Annotated in this window: 17 protein-coding genes and 1 pseudogene; 12 read left to right on the forward strand and 6 right to left on the reverse strand. The window is 54.7% G+C overall.

Features of this window, described 5'->3' with window-relative positions; genetic code table 11:
* Positions 1-18: 18 nt before the first annotated feature.
* Positions 19-2652, reverse strand: coding sequence for a PqiB family protein (locus DVA43_RS03915; RefSeq protein WP_168194640.1), 2634 nt, complete (start codon positions 2650-2652; stop codon positions 19-21).
* A complete protein-coding gene (gene yebS, locus DVA43_RS03920) occupies positions 2621-3904 on the reverse strand; it encodes a membrane integrity lipid transport subunit YebS (protein ID WP_114314641.1) in 1284 nt (427 codons plus the stop codon). Before yebS ends, DVA43_RS03915 begins: the two co-directional genes overlap by 32 nt.
* A gap of 131 nt (positions 3905-4035) precedes the next feature.
* Here yebS and DVA43_RS03925 point away from each other — a divergent pair, with 131 nt between their 5' ends.
* From DVA43_RS03925 to htpX, 4 genes are all read left to right on the forward strand, one after another.
* Positions 4036-4533 (forward strand): GAF domain-containing protein, encoded by a 498-nt coding sequence (locus tag DVA43_RS03925; protein WP_114314642.1) that lies wholly within the window; start codon positions 4036-4038, stop codon positions 4531-4533.
* Between the two features lie 97 nt (positions 4534-4630).
* Positions 4631-5317, forward strand: a complete 687-nt coding sequence (gene proQ, locus DVA43_RS03930) for an RNA chaperone ProQ (protein WP_103822362.1) — start codon at positions 4631-4633, stop codon at positions 5315-5317.
* Between the two features lie 19 nt (positions 5318-5336).
* Positions 5337-7385 (forward strand): carboxy terminal-processing peptidase, encoded by a 2049-nt coding sequence (gene prc, locus DVA43_RS03935; RefSeq protein WP_114314643.1) that lies wholly within the window; start codon positions 5337-5339, stop codon positions 7383-7385.
* Between the two features lie 195 nt (positions 7386-7580).
* Complete coding sequence (gene htpX / locus DVA43_RS03940) at positions 7581-8462, forward strand: protease HtpX (protein WP_103180037.1); 882 nt, start codon at positions 7581-7583, stop codon at positions 8460-8462.
* A gap of 46 nt (positions 8463-8508) precedes the next feature.
* Here htpX and DVA43_RS03945 read toward each other — a convergent pair whose 3' ends face one another.
* Complete coding sequence (locus tag DVA43_RS03945; RefSeq protein ID WP_114314644.1) at positions 8509-9882, reverse strand: MFS transporter; 1374 nt, start codon at positions 9880-9882, stop codon at positions 8509-8511.
* Positions 9883-10060: 178 nt separating this feature from the next.
* On the opposite strand from DVA43_RS03945, the gene kdgR reads away from it, so the two are divergent.
* The gene (gene kdgR / locus DVA43_RS03950) at positions 10061-10852 is read left to right on the forward strand and encodes a DNA-binding transcriptional regulator KdgR (protein ID WP_039030796.1); all 792 of its coding nucleotides are present in this window, start codon (positions 10061-10063) and stop codon (positions 10850-10852) included.
* Positions 10853-10907: 55 nt separating this feature from the next.
* Here the strand turns inward: kdgR and DVA43_RS03955 are convergent, their stop codons facing one another.
* Positions 10908-11147 carry a YobH family protein gene (locus DVA43_RS03955; RefSeq protein ID WP_114314645.1) on the reverse strand — a complete coding sequence of 80 codons (240 nt, stop codon included), beginning with the start codon at positions 11145-11147 and terminating at the stop codon, positions 10908-10910.
* A gap of 158 nt (positions 11148-11305) precedes the next feature.
* Here DVA43_RS03955 and mgrB point away from each other — a divergent pair, with 158 nt between their 5' ends.
* The 7 genes and pseudogenes from mgrB to rlmA all read left to right on the forward strand — a co-directional run bounded on the left by mgrB (position 11306) and on the right by rlmA (position 16534).
* The gene (gene mgrB / locus DVA43_RS03960) at positions 11306-11449 is read left to right on the forward strand and encodes a PhoP/PhoQ regulator MgrB (RefSeq protein WP_103180034.1); all 144 of its coding nucleotides are present in this window, start codon (positions 11306-11308) and stop codon (positions 11447-11449) included.
* A gap of 73 nt (positions 11450-11522) precedes the next feature.
* Positions 11523-11813 carry a YebO family protein gene (locus tag DVA43_RS03965; protein ID WP_114314646.1) on the forward strand — a complete coding sequence of 97 codons (291 nt, stop codon included), beginning with the start codon at positions 11523-11525 and terminating at the stop codon, positions 11811-11813.
* 19 nt (positions 11814-11832) lie between these two features.
* Complete coding sequence (locus tag DVA43_RS03970; protein WP_103822357.1) at positions 11833-12822, forward strand: MBL fold metallo-hydrolase; 990 nt, start codon at positions 11833-11835, stop codon at positions 12820-12822.
* Between the two features lie 525 nt (positions 12823-13347).
* Positions 13348-13492: pseudogene (locus DVA43_RS03975) on the forward strand (DUF2627 domain-containing protein).
* Positions 13493-13504: 12 nt separating this feature from the next.
* Positions 13505-13714, forward strand: coding sequence for a transcription antiterminator/RNA stability regulator CspE (cspE, locus tag DVA43_RS03980; RefSeq protein WP_001062678.1), 210 nt, complete (start codon positions 13505-13507; stop codon positions 13712-13714).
* Between the two features lie 219 nt (positions 13715-13933).
* Positions 13934-15652, forward strand: a complete 1719-nt coding sequence (ftsI, locus tag DVA43_RS03985; protein ID WP_114314647.1) for a peptidoglycan glycosyltransferase FtsI — start codon at positions 13934-13936, stop codon at positions 15650-15652.
* Positions 15653-15718: 66 nt separating this feature from the next.
* On the forward strand, positions 15719-16534 hold the full coding sequence (gene rlmA / locus DVA43_RS03990) for a 23S rRNA (guanine(745)-N(1))-methyltransferase (protein ID WP_114314648.1): 816 nt from the start codon (positions 15719-15721) through the stop codon (positions 16532-16534).
* On the opposite strand, the gene mntP is transcribed toward rlmA, so the two are convergent.
* Both mntP and DVA43_RS04000 read right to left on the reverse strand, forming a co-directional pair.
* Positions 16531-17094, reverse strand: a complete 564-nt coding sequence (mntP, locus tag DVA43_RS03995; RefSeq protein WP_139156373.1) for a manganese efflux pump MntP — start codon at positions 17092-17094, stop codon at positions 16531-16533. The genes rlmA and mntP overlap by 4 nt on opposite strands.
* A gap of 387 nt (positions 17095-17481) precedes the next feature.
* Positions 17482-17940: a DUF986 family protein gene (locus tag DVA43_RS04000; RefSeq protein ID WP_114314649.1), complete on the reverse strand. Its 459-nt coding sequence runs from the start codon at positions 17938-17940 to the stop codon at positions 17482-17484.
* Positions 17941-17952: the final 12 nt, after the last annotated feature.

Below are 17952 nucleotides of genomic sequence, written 5' to 3' on the forward strand. Positions count from 1 at the left end.
GACACCGGAGCGTAGGGGTTATCGTGGCAGGGCCGTTCCCCAGGTGCGCCACTCTTTCGGTTCGCTCTCCTGCAACAGGAAGTGCTTGCCAGGCTGAGATTTCGGCGCCAGCGGGGTACCCGGCGGCGTCGCAAAGGCGATACCGCCGCGGATAAACTGATTAAAGGTCCCGGTTTTCACCACCCCGCCGGTCAGGCCGAAGTCGAGCGAGTAGCCGGAGGCCAGCCAGAAGACTGAGTTGTTACGTACCAGGTGCTGGTAGCGATCGCTGATGCGCAGGGCTACCATCACCCGATCCGAGAGCGTCCCCAGCGACAGGCCGGTGACCGTACCCACTTCCATACCGCGGAACAGCACCGGCGTACCGATATCAAGGGATGCTGCATCCGGCACCTCTACCACAATGCTCAGGCCATCGAGATAGCGTGAATCGGTAATGGTCGCCTCCTGCAGTTCAAAGTCGCGACGCGATTTGCCCTGTCCAGGCTCCACGTTGATATAAGGCTGGAGAATGGTATCAAGATGCTCAACGCCCGCCGCGGAAATCTGCGGAGTGATCACCGAGAAGCGCGTCCCGGTGCGGGCGAAGTTGTCGACATATTCCGGGTAGAGCACCGCCGTGGCCTGCACTTCATTGCGGGCGGTGATCAGCTTCAGGCTCTGGACCTGCCCGATATCGATCCCCAGATAGCGTATCGGCATCCCTTCGGAGAGCTTGCCCGCGTCAAAGGCATGCAGGGTAATCTGACTGCCGACTGCACGCGCTGCGGTCTCAGACGGGTAGAGGATCCGCTTGTCGCCTTTACGCTGGCTGGCGCTGGCCCCGCTCAGGTTGTCGAAGCTGATGGCCCCACGCAGGGCACGGGAGAGCGGAGAGGCCTGCACCGTCAGGCCGCTGCCGTTAAGCTGCACTTTGGCCCCGCCTTCAGCCCAGAACACACTGTTGCTGGTCAACAGCTTGCGGTATTCCGGTTTGATATGCAGTTCGATATCAAAGGCATTCGCGCGCGGGCGCACCAGGATCACTTCACCCACTTCGAATTTACGATACAGCACCACCGAGCCCGCTTGTACGTCCGGCAGAGTGTCGGCCACCAGCGTCAGGGTGGTGGTCGGCAGATCGCTCAGGCTGTTTTCCAGGGCTTTATCGAGGTTGGCATACAGCGGATAGCTGTCGCGCATGGCGCCTTTCTCACCCGGCAGGATACGGATCCCGCCGCTGATCCACTCGCTGGCGCTGGCCGCCAGGAACTCGACGCCATCGAGCCCGACTTTCACGTCTACCCGGCTGTTAACCACGAATTTGCTGTCGCCATGCACCAGCTCGCGGTACTGCGGATCAATCGCCACCGCAAAGGTGACGCCTTTGCTGGTTAAGTTGCGCTCAAGCACCTGGCCAATCTGCACCCCGTGCAGAATCAGCGGCTGGCCGGCGTCGATGCCGTAGCTTTCCGGCGCGTTGAGAGTCACGGTCAGCACGCCGGGTTTTTGCAGCAGCGCCTTATCGGCCGGGGCGATGACAAACTGGTTAACCGGTTCGCCGCCGCCGGGAATGAGCTCAAACGTACTGCCGGTCAGCAAGCTGCTGACGCTGGGGTTGCTGAGGGAGAGTTTCGGCGTACGCAATTCTATGCGGGTGTTTTTGCGCAGCAGATCGACCACGCTGGGGTCAACGGTCATCTCACCGGTCACCAGGCCGCCAGGGTTGAGCGTCATTTTGGTGAGCTGCCCGACCTGTAACCCCTGGTACATCAGCGGGGTGGACTCCTCCTTCAGGCCATCCGCGGAGGGGAGGGTGAGCTTCACAATCACGCCGCGCTGGCTGTGGGCCAGATCTTTATACAGGCCGAAATCATCTTCCTGGGTAGCGGGCTCAGAGCCTTCCGGGGAATCGAAGGCGATTGCGCCGTTCACCAGCGCCGCCAGGCTCTCGAGTTTCACTTTGGCCCCGCTCAGGCTCAGGTCGGCATCCACGCCGGAGACATTCCAGAACCGGCTGCCTTTTTTCACCAGCGAGGTGAAGCGCCGCTCAATCAGCACATCGATAACCACCCCCTGCTTGTTGGGGGTGATGGCGTAGTCATAGACGCGGCCAACGGGGATCTTACGGAAATAGACCACCGAGCCGCTGTTTAAGGAGCCCAGGTCCGCCGCATGCAGATGGATCATCAGATCGCCATTGTTAAGCCGGTATTTCGGCTGCGTGTCGAGGGCGGTAAAGTGATCTTTTGGCTCACCTTTGCCCGGCATCATGCCGATATAGTTACCCCCGACCAGCGCATCCAGCCCGGAGACGCCCGCCAGCGAGGCTTTGGGCGTAACCAGCCAGAACTGGGTCTCATCGCGCAGGGCATCTTTCATATCGGATTTGATGCTGGCGCGAACCTCGATTTTATTCAGGTTCTTGTCCAGGGAAACATCCTGGACGGTGCCCACCTCAACCCCCTGAAAACGGACGGGCGTTCGGCCTGCAACGATGCCGTCGGCGCTCTGGAAGTCAATGGTGATGGTATTGCCGCGATCCTCGTAGCTGGTCCAGATTAACCAACCCGCGATCATCAGTGCGATAACCGGCAATAACCAGAATGGCGAAATACGACGTTTTGTTTTAACTCGCGCTTCAGTCGGCGAAGCTGGCGTTTCCTGACTCATGTGCATCCCAAAGTAAGCGGCTATCCAGCCATTCCACTGCAAGAATAGTCAAAATCACCGCAGAGCCGAAATAGAACGCTGCGGGTCCCATAGTAAAAGCAAGGAGCTGATCGCGATTGATCAGCGACATCATCAACGAAATAACAAACAGATCCAGCATTGACCAGCGGCCAATCCAGGTCACGAAACGCAACAACAGTATGCGGGCTCTCAGCCCCTGCTCACATTTGAAATGAATGCTCACGAGCAGAGTAAACATCACCACCACTTTGGTAAAGGGCACCAGAATACTGGCGATAAAGACGATCGCAGCCACGGCGATGTTGCTGTGGGCCAGCGAGACGATACCCGACATGATGGTATCCTCCTGCCGCGCGCCGTTGACATAAATCACCGAAATCGGCAGCAGGTTAGCCGGCAGCAGAAATATCATCGAGGCGATCAGCGCCGCCCAGCATTTCTGCAGGCTGTTATGCCGCCGCAGGCGCAGGGGAATATGGCAGCGCGGACAGCGGCCCCGCGCGTCGGGCAGGCCGGTATAGTGACAACCCAGGCAGACCCGCAGTGCCGGATCGTAGCGGGTGGCGGGGCGCTGGGGATAAAAACGCTCCCAAAGCTGCTCCACGTTGAGGTGAATCAGGGTCAGGACGCTCAATATCACCAGCGCGATAAAGGCGAACAGGCCGCCGCCCGGCTGCAGATAAGCGTAGTCCTGCACTTTGATTGAGGCCACGACAATCCCCACCAGGTAAATATCCAGCATTACCCACTCCTTGAGCTTCTCCAGCATCAGGAGCACCGGGCGCAGGTTCATCCCCAGAATATTACCGAACCACAGATAGGCTATTGCCGCCACCAGCACCACCGGCGCGCCGACGGTACAGAAGAGCACCATGGAGGCCGTCAGGGGATCGCCCTGGCGGGTCATCTGCCAGATCCCCTGCAACAGGTTCGCGTCGATGCGTACGCCCAGCAGGTGCAACTGAAGCAGGGGCTCGCTCCAGGCGAAGGGCATCAGCAGCATCATGGTCACGGCCATCGCCGCCAGCCGGGTCAGTGACCAGTCGCGGCCATCGCGGATTTTTGCGTTGCAGCGCGGGCAGAAAGCACTTTGGTATGATTTCATCTTTGGCAACGTAAAAAGCGTATCGCATTGCGGACAACGCTGATAATGTGCACGAGGCAGCGCATCGCCAACCGCATGCACAGTGATCTTTTTCGTCGGCGTTATTTTCGGTGATTTAAGAGCCATCGGTCGCGCTAAAAAGGGATAGTTAATAGTTATCTTAACTCATGAATTGATTCATCTTGAGCATGAACGCAAATAATGCGTATTTTAATAGGCTATGCTGTAATTTTGTAAGACAACCAAGTGATTGAATAATGAACAAAACAGAATTCTACGCGGATTTAAACCGCGATTTCCAGGCATTGATGGCAGGTGAAACCAGTTTCCTGGCCACCCTGGCGAACACCAGCGCGTTACTTTTTGAGCGTCTGTCCGATGTGAACTGGGCCGGTTTTTATCTGCTGGAAGGCGACACGCTGGTGCTGGGGCCGTTCCAGGGCAAACTGGCCTGCGTCCGTATCCCGGTTGGGCGCGGTGTTTGCGGTACGGCGGTGGCGCAAAACCAGGTGCAGCGCGTGGATGACGTTCATGCGTTCGACGGGCATATCGCCTGCGACAGCGCCAGCAACGCTGAAATCGTGCTGCCACTGACAGTGGAAAATCAGATTATTGGTGTTCTGGACATCGACAGCACGGTCTTTAATCGCTTTACCCCCGAGGATGAACAGGGGCTGCGCGAGCTGGTAGGGAATCTGGAACAGGTTCTCGCCGCGACCGATTATCATAAATTCTTTGCGAGCGTCGCAGGATAATCAACGGATAACGTAGCATTTACGGATGGCGTCATTATAATGACGCCTGTTCATGCCTGCGGCTTGTCGGCAACGTCCGTTGTAATCAGGAAATTTCATGGAAAATCAACCTAAGTTGAATAGCAGTAAAGAAGTTATCGCGTTTCTGGCCGAACGTTTTCCTCAATGTTTTAGTGCCGAGGGCGAAGCTCGTCCCCTGAAAATTGGTATTTTTCAGGATCTGGTAGAGCGTGTTGAAGGTGAGATGAACCTCAGCAAAACCCAACTCCGCTCCGCCTTACGTCTTTATACTTCGAGCTGGCGTTACCTTTACGGTATCAAAGCCGGCGCAACGCGTGTTGACCTCGACGGCAACCCGTGCGGCGTGCTGGATGAGCAGCACGTAGAGCATGCGCGTAAGCAGCTTGAAGAAGCCAAAGCGCGCGTTCAGGCTCAGCGTGCTGAACAGCAGGCGAAAAAACGCGAAGCTGCCGCGGCCAATGGCCAGGAAGAAGCGCCTCGCCGTGAGCGCAAGCCACGTCCTGCACCACGTCGCAAAGAAAATACCGAGCGTAAGCCTCGTGCTGAGCAACCAGCGGCAAAAGCCCCGCGTGCGCCTCGTGAAGAGCCGCGCCACACTCCGGTTTCTGACATTAACGCCCTGAGCGTCGGTCAGTCTCTGAAGGTCAAAGCGGGTAACAATGCTATGGATGCCACCGTACAGGAAATCACCAAAGATGGCGTTCGTGTACAGCTGACTTCTGGTCTGTCAATGATTGTACGCGCAGAACACTTGTTGTTCTAAAACGGAGGCCAAGCCCGGCATGAACACATTTTTTAAGCTCACCGCGCTGGCTGGCCTGTTTGCGATAACAGGCCACGCTTTCGCTGTGGACGAGATTACGCGTGTCGATCAGATTCCGGTTCTGAAGGAAGAGACTCAGCACGCGACGGTCAGTGAGCGCGTCACATCGCGCTTCACCCGTTCGCACTATCGTCAGTTCGATCTCGACGAGGCTTTTTCGACAAAAATTTTCGACCGCTATCTGAACCTGCTGGACTACAGCCATAACGTCCTGCTGGCGAGCGATGTCGAACAATTTGCCAAAAAGCAGACTCAGGTCGGGGATGAGTTACGCAGCGGCAAGCTGGACCTGTTCTACGACCTGTATAACCTGTCGCAGAAACGCCGTTTTGAGCGCTATCAGTACGCGCTTAAGGTGCTTGAACGTCCAATGGACTTCACGGGTAACGACACCTTTAATCTTGACCGCAGTAAATCGCCGTGGCCAAAAGATGAAGCCGAGCTGAATCAGCTGTGGGACAGCAAAGTTAAGTACGACGAGCTGAGCCTCAAACTCACCGGTAAGGATGAGAAAGAGATCCGCGAAACGCTGACCCGCCGCTACAAATTTGCCATTCGTCGCCTGGCGCAGACCAACAGTGAAGATGTTTTCTCGCTGGCGATGACCGCCTTCGCGCACGAAATCGATCCGCATACCAACTATCTCTCTCCGCGCAACACCGAGCAGTTTAACACCGAGATGAGCCTCTCCCTTGAAGGGATCGGCGCGGTGCTGCAGATGGACGACGATTACACCGTCATTAACTCCATGGTTGCCGGCGGTCCGGCTGCTAAAAGCAAGGCGATAAGCGTAGGCGATCGCATTGTGGGTGTCGGTCAGGTTGGTCAGAGCATGGTCGATGTCATCGGCTGGCGTCTGGATGATGTGGTAGCCCTGATCAAAGGGCCGAAAGGCAGTAAAGTCCGTCTGGAAATTCTGCCAGCGGGCAAAGGCACCAAGACCCGTATCGTTACCCTGACCCGCGAGCGCATCCGTCTGGAAGATCGCGCGGTGAAAATGTCGGTGAAAACCGTAGGTAAAGATAAGGTTGGCGTGCTGGATATTCCTGGTTTCTATGTGGGCCTGACGGACGACGTCAAAGTGCAACTGCAGAAGCTGGAAAAACAGAACGTTAAGAGCGTTATTATCGATCTGCGTACCAACGGCGGCGGTGCCCTGACCGAGGCAGTTTCGCTTTCGGGTCTGTTTATCCCGTCTGGTCCGGTGGTACAGGTTCGCGACAATAACGGTAAAGTGCGTGAAGACGCCGATACCGATGGCGTCGTCTACTACAAAGGGCCGCTGGTAGTGCTGGTCGATCGCTTCAGTGCTTCGGCATCGGAGATCTTTGCTGCCGCCATGCAGGATTATGGCCGCGCGCTGATTGTTGGCGAACCAACCTTCGGTAAGGGCACCGTACAGCAGTACCGCTCTCTGAACCGCATTTACGATCAGATGCTGCGTCCGGAATGGCCAGCGCTGGGCTCGGTGCAGTACACCATTCAGAAGTTCTACCGCGTGAATGGCGGCAGTACCCAGCGTAAAGGCGTGACCCCGGATATCATCATGCCGACGGGAACCGAAGAGACTGAAACAGGTGAGAAGTTTGAAGATAACGCGTTGCCGTGGGATAGCGTGAACGCTGCCACCTTCGTGAAATCGGGCGACATGACTCCGTTTGGTCCGGCGCTGCTGAAGCAGCACGACGATCGCATTGCCAAAGATCCTGAGTTCCAGTACATCATCAAAGATATTGCCCGCTTCAACGCCCTGAAGGCGAAACGCAATATCGTCTCTCTGAATTACGCGCAGCGTCTGAAAGAGAACGAAGAGGATGATGCAACACGTCTGGCGCGGATCAACGACCGCTTCAAACGTGAAGGCAAGCCACTCCTCAAAAAGCTGGACGACCTGCCGAAGGATTATCAGGAGCCGGATCCCTATCTTGATGAGACAGTGAAAATCGCTATCGATCTGGCTAAACTGGAAAAAGAGAAGCCAGCCGGGAATCCCGCTCCGGCTAAATAATCTCCCCTGACAGGCACAAGAAATTGTGCCTGTTTTTTTGTTAACCGCATCCTGCCGTCAGGCATTCCTTTTATTGTGTAAAGTTGTGTCTTTCTGGTGACTTACGCCGCTGCAATCCTTGAAAATATACGGAATACCCATACGATGTGGGTAATCGCATAGTGCGTTTTGTTAAACTGAGGTTAAAAGAATATTATGATGCGAATCGCGCTCTTCCTGCTCACCAACCTGGCGGTCATGGTGGTCTTCGGGCTGGTGCTCAGCCTGACAGGAATTCAGTCGAGCAGCGTTCAGGGTTTGTTAATTATGGCGCTGCTGTTTGGTTTTGGTGGCTCCTTTATCTCACTGCTGATGTCCAAGTGGATGGCACTGAAGTCCGTTGGCGGTGAGGTTATTGAGCAACCGCGTAACGATATGGAACAGTGGTTGATGACCACCGTTGCCAACCAGTCCCGTCAGGCGGGTATCGCCATGCCGCAGGTGGCGATCTATCACGCGCCGGATATCAACGCCTTTGCCACCGGCGCGCGTCGCGACGCCTCTCTGGTTGCAGTGAGTACCGGCCTGTTGCAGAACATGAGCCGTGATGAAGCCGAAGCGGTTATCGCCCACGAGATCAGCCACATTGCTAACGGCGATATGGTGACCATGACCCTGATTCAGGGTGTAGTGAACACCTTCGTAATCTTTATCTCGCGTATTATTGCCCAGATTGCCGCAGGCTTTATGGGTGGCGATCGTGAGGAAGGCGAATCGAGTAACGGTAACCCGCTGATCTACTTCGCGGTCTCTATGGTGCTGGAACTGGTATTTGGTATTCTGGCGAGCATTATCACCATGTGGTTCTCCCGTCACCGTGAATTCCACGCGGATGCGGGTTCAGCCAAACTGGTGGGGCGCGAGAAGATGATTGCTGCGCTGCAGCGTCTGAAAACCAGCTATGAACCGCAGGAAGCCTCAAGCATGATGGCATTCTGCATTAACGGTAAATCAAAATCGCTGAGCGAGCTGTTCATGTCTCACCCGCCGCTGGATAAGCGTATTGCAGCGCTGCGTAACGGTGAATACCTGAAATAACGGCTGGGTTTGCTAATAAAAAAGCGCGTCTGAAGACGCGCTTTTTTTATGCCTGCGAACGAGGCTGGCTCACCCGCAATCCGCTGATGATGGCCGCGACGATAGCCAGCGTGCCGGCGGTCAGCAGCGCCAGATGCGTGCCGCTTTGTCCGGCCAGGTTGAACATCAACGCCACCAGCGCCGCGCCGGTACTCTGTCCCAGCAGGCGGGCGGTGCCCAGCATCCCACTGGCGCCGCCGCTGCGATGGCGGGGGGCTGAGGTAATAATGGTGTGGTTATTCGGCGACTGGAACAGACCAAAGCCCGCCCCGCACAGTACCATGCGCCAGATAATATCCAGATCGTGAGGTGCCGCAGGCAGCAGGGCGAGAGCGAAAAGACCTGTCGCCATCACCACCAGACCCAGTGCGCCCAGTAATCCCGCATGCACCCGTTCAATCAGATAGCCTGCCAGCGGCGCCATTACCATCGTTGCCAGCGGCCAGGGGGTTAGCAGTAGTCCTGTTTCCACTTCCGAGCGGCCAATCACGCTCTGCAGGAAGAAGGGCAGAGAGACCATCGCCAGCATCTGCGCGCAGAAGGAGCAGATGGAGGTGCAGATGGAGAGGGAGAAGAGCGGAATACGCAGCAGATCTACCGGCAGTAACGGCACTGGCAGTGCCAGCTGACGCCGCACGAAGAAGAAGCCTACCACCAGCAGCGCCACGACCTCGCCCGCAATCAGCGTCAGCGACTGTCCCTGGGCGAAGCCGCTCAGGGCGGTGATCAGCAGGCCAAAGGTGAGGGCGTTCATGACCGCGCTCGGGAGATCGAATTTTGGCATACTGCTTTTCGGTCCGTTGGCGGGTAAATAGCGCAGGGCGAACAGTAACGCCACGATCCCAAGTGGTACGTTGATTAAAAATAGCCACTGCCAGGACGCGACCGAGAGGATCGCTGCGGCAATCGTCGGGCCCGCCGCAGACGACACGGCAACAATAAAGGAGTTGATCCCCATGCCCCGGCCCAGATGTCGCTGAGGATAGATAAGGCGAATCAAGGCGGTATTCACACTCATCAGCGCCGCCCCGCCGAACCCCTGCATGATACGCGCCAGCGTCAGCATATGCAGCGTATCTGAAAGGGCGCAGAAGAGGGATGTTAGCGTAAATACCGCCAGTCCGCACTGATAAACCCGGCGGTAGCCAAACATATCTCCGAGAAACGAGAACGAGAGCAGCGAGATAACAATGGCTATCTGGTAGGCGTTAACGATCCAGATTGAGCTGGCCGGGGAGGCATTCAGGTCGCTGGCAATGGTTGGCAGGGCGACGTTGGCGATAGCGCCATCCAGTACAGCCATTGAAATACCGATGATAATGGTGGCGATAGCGCCATAGCGTTGCGGCAGCGGCAGGCCATCTTTAAGGGGTGTAGTCATGAAAATTAATTAGCAGTGGAGGTTATTATTAACAGGGTAACGATATTATCACTGTTATTTCGGCTGTATGTCGCAGATTTGTAACCAGGTAAAGCAGGATTGATTGCAGCAATGCATGAGCGAATTTATAATAAAAACCGGTTCTGAATTTTATAAAACACTTGCGTTGAGGTGATTAATGGCAATCGCGGATTTGGATAAACAGCCAGATTCTGTTTCATCCGTGTTAAAGGTGTTCGGCATCCTGCAGGCGCTAGGTGAAGAGCGCGAAATCGGTATTACTGAGCTGTCCCAGCGTGTGATGATGTCAAAAAGCACCGTTTATCGCTTTTTACAGACCATGAAATCACTGGGTTATGTTGCACAGGAAGGCGAGTCTGAAAAATACTCCCTGACCCTGAAGTTATTTGAACTGGGCGCGCGTGCGCTGCAGAACGTCGATCTGATCCGTAGCGCGGATATTCAGATGCGCGAACTCTCCCGTCTGACGAAAGAGACGGTGCACCTGGGGGCGCTGGATGAAGACAGTATCGTCTATATCCATAAAATTGACTCCATGTATAACCTGCGTATGTACTCACGCATTGGCCGCCGTAACCCGCTCTACAGTACCGCTATCGGTAAAGTTCTGCTGGCATGGCGCGACCGCGATGAAGTGAAGCAGATTCTTGAGAACGTGGAGTACAAACGCAGCACTGAGCGTACCATTACCACCACTGAAGAGCTGTTGCAGGTGCTGGATAAAGTTCGTGAGCAGGGTTATGGCGAAGATAACCAGGAGCAGGAAGAGGGTCTGCGCTGCATCGGCGTTCCGGTATTCGACCGTTTCGGTGTCGTTATTGCCGGCCTGAGTATCTCCTTCCCGACGCTGCGTTTCTCTGAAGAGCATCTGCACGAGTACGTTGAAATGCTGCACACAGCGGCGCGTAAGATTTCTGAACAGATGGGTTACAACGACTATCCGTTCTGATTGAAAACGCCATAAAAAAACGCGGCCAGATGGCGGCGTTTTTTTATGCATTGGATCAGCCGTTATCGATCACTGTCTCGCTCTTTCGCAGGAGCGGGCAGCGGGAGAGTCCGATAATACCGCTGTCTGAATGAATATACTGCGCCGTGCTGACGCCGCGGGCGGTGAGATACTTGCACTGGATCCCGAGCCCGCCTGCATTCTCTTTACTGCCGATCAAGACGCCGTAACCCGCGAGAAGTATACCTGTCCAGACCAGTGCTATAACAATCAATGTGCGAATAAAAAAGCGCATCATTACCTCATTTTTTGAATAACTGCCGCTTAGCGTAATCGATACACTTACTTTAACAAGTCTATGATTCCGAAAGCATCGCCTTCGCGTTACAGTTAGGCATGGTTTAAGTTGCGCATGATAACCTGGCATCAGGCAGTTACGGTACGGAGAGTGGAGTGAAGAAAATACGCTGGGTTATTCTGGTCTTAGTGTTAGTGGCCTGTGTTTTGCTTTGGACGCAGACCATCAATGTGATGTGCGACCAGGATGTACAGTTCTTTAGCGGTATTTGTTCTATTAATAAGTTTATCCCCTGGTAGTTGTCATTTTTATCGCAAGTGATTTCCTTCCTTAACGCGAGTGGTAAAATAGGCGCTTTTATGGGGGAGTGAAATGGGTGAGTTAGTCAATTCCGGGATGTTCAGCGTGGCATCTCTGGCGATTTCGGTCGTACTGCTGGTTGCGGGCCTGGTGCTGTGGTTTTTTGTCAATCGCGCGAGCTCCCGTACCAACGAGCAGATCGAACTGCTGGAGAAGTTAGTCGACCTGCAGAAACGACAGAATGTCCTGCTGCGTCGGCTGTGCGAAGCTAATGAACCGGAAGAGAAAGAGGTACCAAAAGCGCCAGAAGAGACGGCTAAGAGCCAGGAAGATGACTTTATTCGTCTGGTAGCTGAACGCTAATCGGTCAGGGGAGGTGAGTATGGCCTGGCGTAATCCCTGGTATAACCCCTCCCTTGCGCATCATACCCCGCAGGGTTTCCGCAATCTGGATGCCCCTGTCCGTCAACCCGGCGATGTAGAACGCTGGCGCAAGGCGCGTAAAGCCGCCGGGTTGCCCAAACCGCCTTCAGAAGGCTATGACGCCTTTATCCGCCAGTGGTGGCAACCCGTTACGCTCAACACCCTTGAAGAAGATGGCGTCTGGTGGCTTGGCCACGCCAGCCTGCTGCTACGTCTGAACGGAAAGTACATTCTCACCGATCCGGTCTTTTCCCGGCGCGCCTCGCCGGTATCGTTTGCCGGGCCGATAAGAAAAACGCCCCCGGTGATGAGTGTCGCGGCGCTTCCGCCACTTGATGCCGTTGTCATTTCCCATAACCATTTTGATCACCTGGACTCCGCCACGGTGCGCCAGCTTCTGCGACGCTTTCCGCAGTTGACCTTTTTTGTGCCTTTAGGACTAGGGGAGTGGTGTCGCCGCCGTGGGGCGAAACAGGTTATCGAACTGGACTGGTGGCAAAGCTATGTTTTCGAAGGGCTGGTGTTTACCGCTGTACCGGCGCAACACTGGAGCATGCGTAGCCTCTGGGATCGCGATCGCTCGTTATGGTGTGGCTGGGTCTTTGAGAGCGAGAGGCAGCGCTTCTGGTTTAGCGGCGATACCGGTTTTACCCCTGAGCTGTTAACCATTCCGGAGCGATTGGGAAAACTGGATGCCGCCGCCATACCTGTCGGAGCCTATGCACCACGTTGGTTCATGTCGATTCATCATATGGATCCGCAGGCGGCGGTGAACCTCTGGCAACAACTGGGCATGCCGCTGGCGATCCCGATCCACTGGGGTGTCTTTGAACTGGCAGATGAATCACTGGATGAGCCCGTCAGAGAGCTCGCGCAGGCACTGGCAGAGTTATCGCCGCGCAGCGATAACTTTCATCCTCTGCGCATTGGTCAATATTTATCCTTGTAAACTGTTACTGGTTCAATTAGCGAATATTCTTTATTAAACCGACAGGCGTCATATTTTATTTTAATCGAAACGTTTTGATTGCCTTTTTTTGAGGCAGGTTCATAAAAATATCATTATTTTGGTGCATAGCGAATTACCGGTTTAGGTGTATATAACTTAAACAAGCGAAGCGATATACAATGTTTTTTTCCTGCAACAATCCCTTGTCGTTACGATCAATTCAGCATAACTTTTCACGAAAAGTTCTAAATGAAATAGCGACCACAGAAATTCTGGCGCGCTTGCTGGACGATATGAAGTTATTGAGCTAATGTAAAAAAGTCTTTGATAACAGCGCTTATCCTGACAGCGACTGGGCAGGCAACATTTTGGTCTGGTATACACTGAACGTGCATTACTGTGCAGATTGTGGCAAGTCAGTCTCGGAATTTGTGCGGCTGATCGAGACACGTTTAAAAATGGCTTGCCATTATTTAAGTTGTATGTGATAACACGGTTTGGGTCAAACGAGGTACAGTTCTGTTTATGTGTGGCATTTTCAGTAAAGAAGTCCTGAGTAAACACGTTGTCGTTGAATACCGCTTCTCTGCCGAACCTTATATTAGTGCCTCATGCAGTAATGTCTCAGTTTTATCTCAGTTAATGCCCGCGGGCTAAGAAAACATTCTAAGGAATTTTGCAAATGGCAAAGATCAAAGGTCAAGTTAAGTGGTTCAACGAGTCTAAAGGTTTTGGTTTCATTACTCCTGCTGACGGCAGCAAAGATGTATTCGTACATTTCTCTGCAATCCAGGGTAACGGCTTCAAAACTCTGGCTGAAGGCCAGAACGTTGAGTTCGAAATTCAGGACGGCCAGAAAGGTCCGGCTGCTGTTAACGTAACCGCTATCTGATCGAACCCCTGCCTGATCTGAAGCGTCATAACGTTTCAGTTGCAGAGATATAAAGCCTCGCCTGTGCGGGGCTTTTTAATGGATATTTTTCAAAGTATTACCACATGCGTCGCTGTTAGCAGTTTGTTTCAAAGCTGCGAGAGTATTAGCATTGTTTTCACCCTCGCGGCTCAAATTTGCCGTTAAATCAGGGCGTTGTTACTCAGCCTTGGAGCCCTGGTGAAAAAGAAACCCGTCAACCCCGCAGCAAACTTCACCCCGTTACGTTTTGCTCTCCTCTGTCTGGTGATTTTAGGCAGCCTTCTCTTTCTTCTTGGTCGTGTCGCCTGGTTGCAGATCGTTAAACCCGATCCGCTGGTTAAGCAGGAGGATATGCGCTCCCTGCGTGAGGTCGCCATCAATGCCCCCAGAGGGATGATCATGGACAGGGAGGGGAGACCGCTGGCCGTGAGTGTGCCGGTGCGGGCGGTGTGGGCGGATCCGAAAACGGTGCTGGCAAAAGGGGGAGTGGGTTTTGACGCGCGCTGGCAGGCATTAGCCAGTGCGCTGCATCTGTCGCTCCCCACGCTTGCGGCGCGCATCAACAGCAATCCACATGGCCGTTTTATCTATCTGGCCCGCCAGGTGGATCCCGCTCAGGCCCAGTGGATCGCCAAACTCCGGCTGCCTGGTATCAGCCTGCGTGATGAGTCGCGCCGTTTTTACCCGGCCGGACACGTAGCGGCTAACCTGATCGGCTTTACCAATATCGACGGCCAGGGCATAGAAGGGATCGAGAAAAGTTTTAACGCGCAGCTCACCGGCAAACCCGGCCTGCGCCGCGTGCGTGAGGATCGCTTCGGACGCGTGATCGAAAATATTACCGAAGTGCCGCCCGTTCCGGCGCATAACATCCAGTTGAGCATTGATGAGCGGCTGCAGACCATCACGGAAGATGCGCTGGACAATGCTGTCGCCTGGAATAAAGCGGAGTCGGGAGCAGCGGTGCTGATCAACATCCAGACTGGCGAGATCCTGGCGATGGCCAACTACCCGGATTTCAATCCCAACAACCGCGAGGGTGCCACGCTGAACGATTTTCGTAATCGCGCCATCAGCGACACCTTTGAACCCGGCTCTACCGTCAAACCGCTGGTGCTGATGACCGCCCTGCAGCAGGGGCTGGTACAGCCTGACAGCGTGATCGACACCCATCCCTACACCCTGGCCGGACACCGCATTCGCGACGTCGGTTACTACCCGGAGCTGACGCTGACCGGCATACTGCAAAAATCGAGCGACACGGGTGTGTCGCGCCTGTCGCTGGCGATGCCGATCCAGCGGCTGCTGGATACCTACCACGGGTTTGGTTTTGGTCGTTCCACCGGTCTTGGATTAACGGGGGAGAGCAGCGGCCTGCTGCCGGAGCGTAAATTCTGGAGCCAGCTCGATCGCGCCACCTTTGCCTTTGGCTATGGCCTGATGGTCACGCCGTTACAGCTCGCCCACGTCTACGCCACTATCGGCAGCTATGGCCTGGAGCGTCCACTCTCTATCACCCGCATCGACCCGCCGGTTATGGGTACCCAGGTGATGCCCGCGTCGATTGTGAAGGAGGTGGAACATATGATGGAAAGCGTAGCCCTGCCGGGTGGGGGCGGCATCAAAGCCGCGGTGCGCGACTACCGGGTGGCGGTGAAAACCGGCACCGCGAAGAAAATCGACGATGGCGGTAATTATGTCGACAAATATGTGGCCTATACTGCCGGCGTCGCACCGGCCAGCCGCCCTGTATTTGCCCTGGCGGTGGTGATTAACGATCCGCAAAACGGTGCCTATTACGGCGGGGCGGTTTCGGCACCGGTCTTCAGCCAGATTATGGGCGACGTGCTGCGCATCGAAAACATCAAGCCGGATGGACTCCCGGCCGATTCCAGCCATCTTATCGTCATGCGTTAAGCAAGGCGTTTTATAGCGGGGCGATTAGCGGTACACTTTCGCCCTTTATGATTGCCCGGAGTTCCCATGACATTCTGCTGTCCTCTTTGCCACGCGCCGCTTGCCCATGCGGATAAAAGTTACGCCTGCCCACAGGGGCATCGGTTCGATATGGCGAAAGAGGGCTATGTCAATCTGCTGCCGGTCCAGCACAAGCGGTCGCGCGATCCGGGCGACAGTGCAGAGATGATGCAGGCGCGCAGGGCCTTCCTCGATGCCGGGCACTATCAGCCCCTGCGTGACGCGGTAGCCGGTAAGCTGGCGGCCTTGCTGCCGGATGGCGCGACCTCACTTCTCGATATTGGCTGTGGCGAAGGCTATTACACGGCTGCCTTTGCCCAAACTGCGCAGGAAAAGGGCGCGGCCACCTTTGGTCTGGATGTCTCAAAATCTGCCATCCGCGCAGCGGCTAAACGCTATTCAGAGGTGACGTTCTGTGTGGCCTCCAGCCATCGTCTGCCTTTTGAAGAGAACAGTATGGATGCGGTCGTTCGCATCTACGCCCCCTGCAAAGGCGAGGAGCTGGCGCGCGTGGTAAAAGAGGGCGGCTGGGTGATCACCGTGACGCCAGGACCGCGTCACCTGATGGAGCTGAAAGGGCTGATTTACAGTGAAGTTCTGCTGCATGCACCGCATTCAGAGCAGCTGGAGGGCTTTGTCCTGAAAGAGGCGCTGTCGCTGGCCTATAACATGTCACTGACTGGAAAAGAGGCGGTAGCGCTGCTGCAGATGACGCCGTTTGCGTGGCGGGCAAAGCCGGAGGTGTGGGAGGCGCTGGCAAAACAGGCGCATTTCAGCTGCCAGACAGATTTTAGTATCCACTGCTGGCAGCGAGTCAGTTAACCGGCGAAGTGGCTCCACATAATCTGTGCGCCAATGCCGATCAAGACGATACCGCCGAGGATCTCGGCGCGTTTTCCTAACAGCGGGCCGATAAAACGGCCAATCATCATGCCCAGGGTAGACATAATAAAGGTCGCGCAGCCGATCGCCAGCGCGGTGGCAATGATGTTGACCTGCAGGAAAGCCAGGCCGACGCCGACGGCCATCGCATCCAGACTGGTAGCAATAGCCGTTGTCACCAGCAGCCAGAAGCCGTGACGCTGAATCGGCTCATCGTCCTCGACATCATTCCGAATACCTTCGATAACCATACGTCCTCCTAGGAAGGTCAAAAGAATAAAGGCGATCCAGTGGTTCCACTCCAGCACGAACTGGCTGGCGAGCATCCCCAACCCCCAGCCAATCAGCGGGGTCAGAGTTTCGATAGCACCAAAGATAAGACCGGTACGCAGGGCTTCAGAGAACTTAGGTTTATGCAGTGTGGCGCCTTTGCCCATGGAAGCGGCGAATGCATCCATCGACATGCCAAAGGCCAGAAGAAGTGTTGCAGAGAGGTTCATCAGCGCGTCCAGACCGGGGATATCCATATGACACATCACTGCCCCCAGTAAACAGCAGTCGATGCGTCTATGGTCTCGCCTGATCCTTCTGTTGTGCAGAAAAATCCGTACGTGCCACGTTTTGCAACGAGTATGTTGACACGTACATTTCCGGTAAACCGGAAATCGGCTACTCCCCAACGACGGGCGCAACCTTAACATATTTTGAGAATATAAAACAACTACAGGGAAGTATTATTCAGATTAGTTTTTGATAACGATTTTCATTTAGAGGTTGATGTGAAAGTAACGTTAATAATAGCCCGTAAATGTCGCGAAATAATATAGCTTTGGCTATATAACACTGTGAAAAGCATAGCGAAATATAGCCAGTGCTATTTTTGTATCTTATTGAGTTTTAATCAGTAATTTGTATATCTTCTCCAGATCGTCAATATTTCTTACCCGGATAAGCAAACGTCGCTGCTCTAATTGCATCACCAGCACGCCGTCTTCTGATAAATTCATCTCTTTAATGCGGTTATATTCTATCCAGACATTGGCGAAAAAGAATCCAGTAGATTTGAAGATTATTTTCGGCGCCCGGATCCAGAACAGGTAAAACCCCATTAATGCCAGGGCAGATAATAACCATGTGGTCAGCAATGCCCCCTGGCTCATCACGTTGTTATAGATAAGGATCAGCAGCAGACCGGTAAAGATGATGGCATCAACGCGACCGCGGCGCAGAAGGGGGATTGAGAGCAACGTCGCGCCGTTGCGGCGGGGCATGATCAATTCGTCGTAGAGGGCATACGCCAGAAGGGCAACAATAAAGACAACCAGTACGATGTCCGTGACCGTCATTCATCCTCCGGA

The sequence above is a fragment of the Leclercia sp. W6 genome (assembly GCF_003336345.1).
In the GTDB taxonomy this organism is placed as follows: Bacteria; Pseudomonadota; Gammaproteobacteria; order Enterobacterales; family Enterobacteriaceae; genus Enterobacter.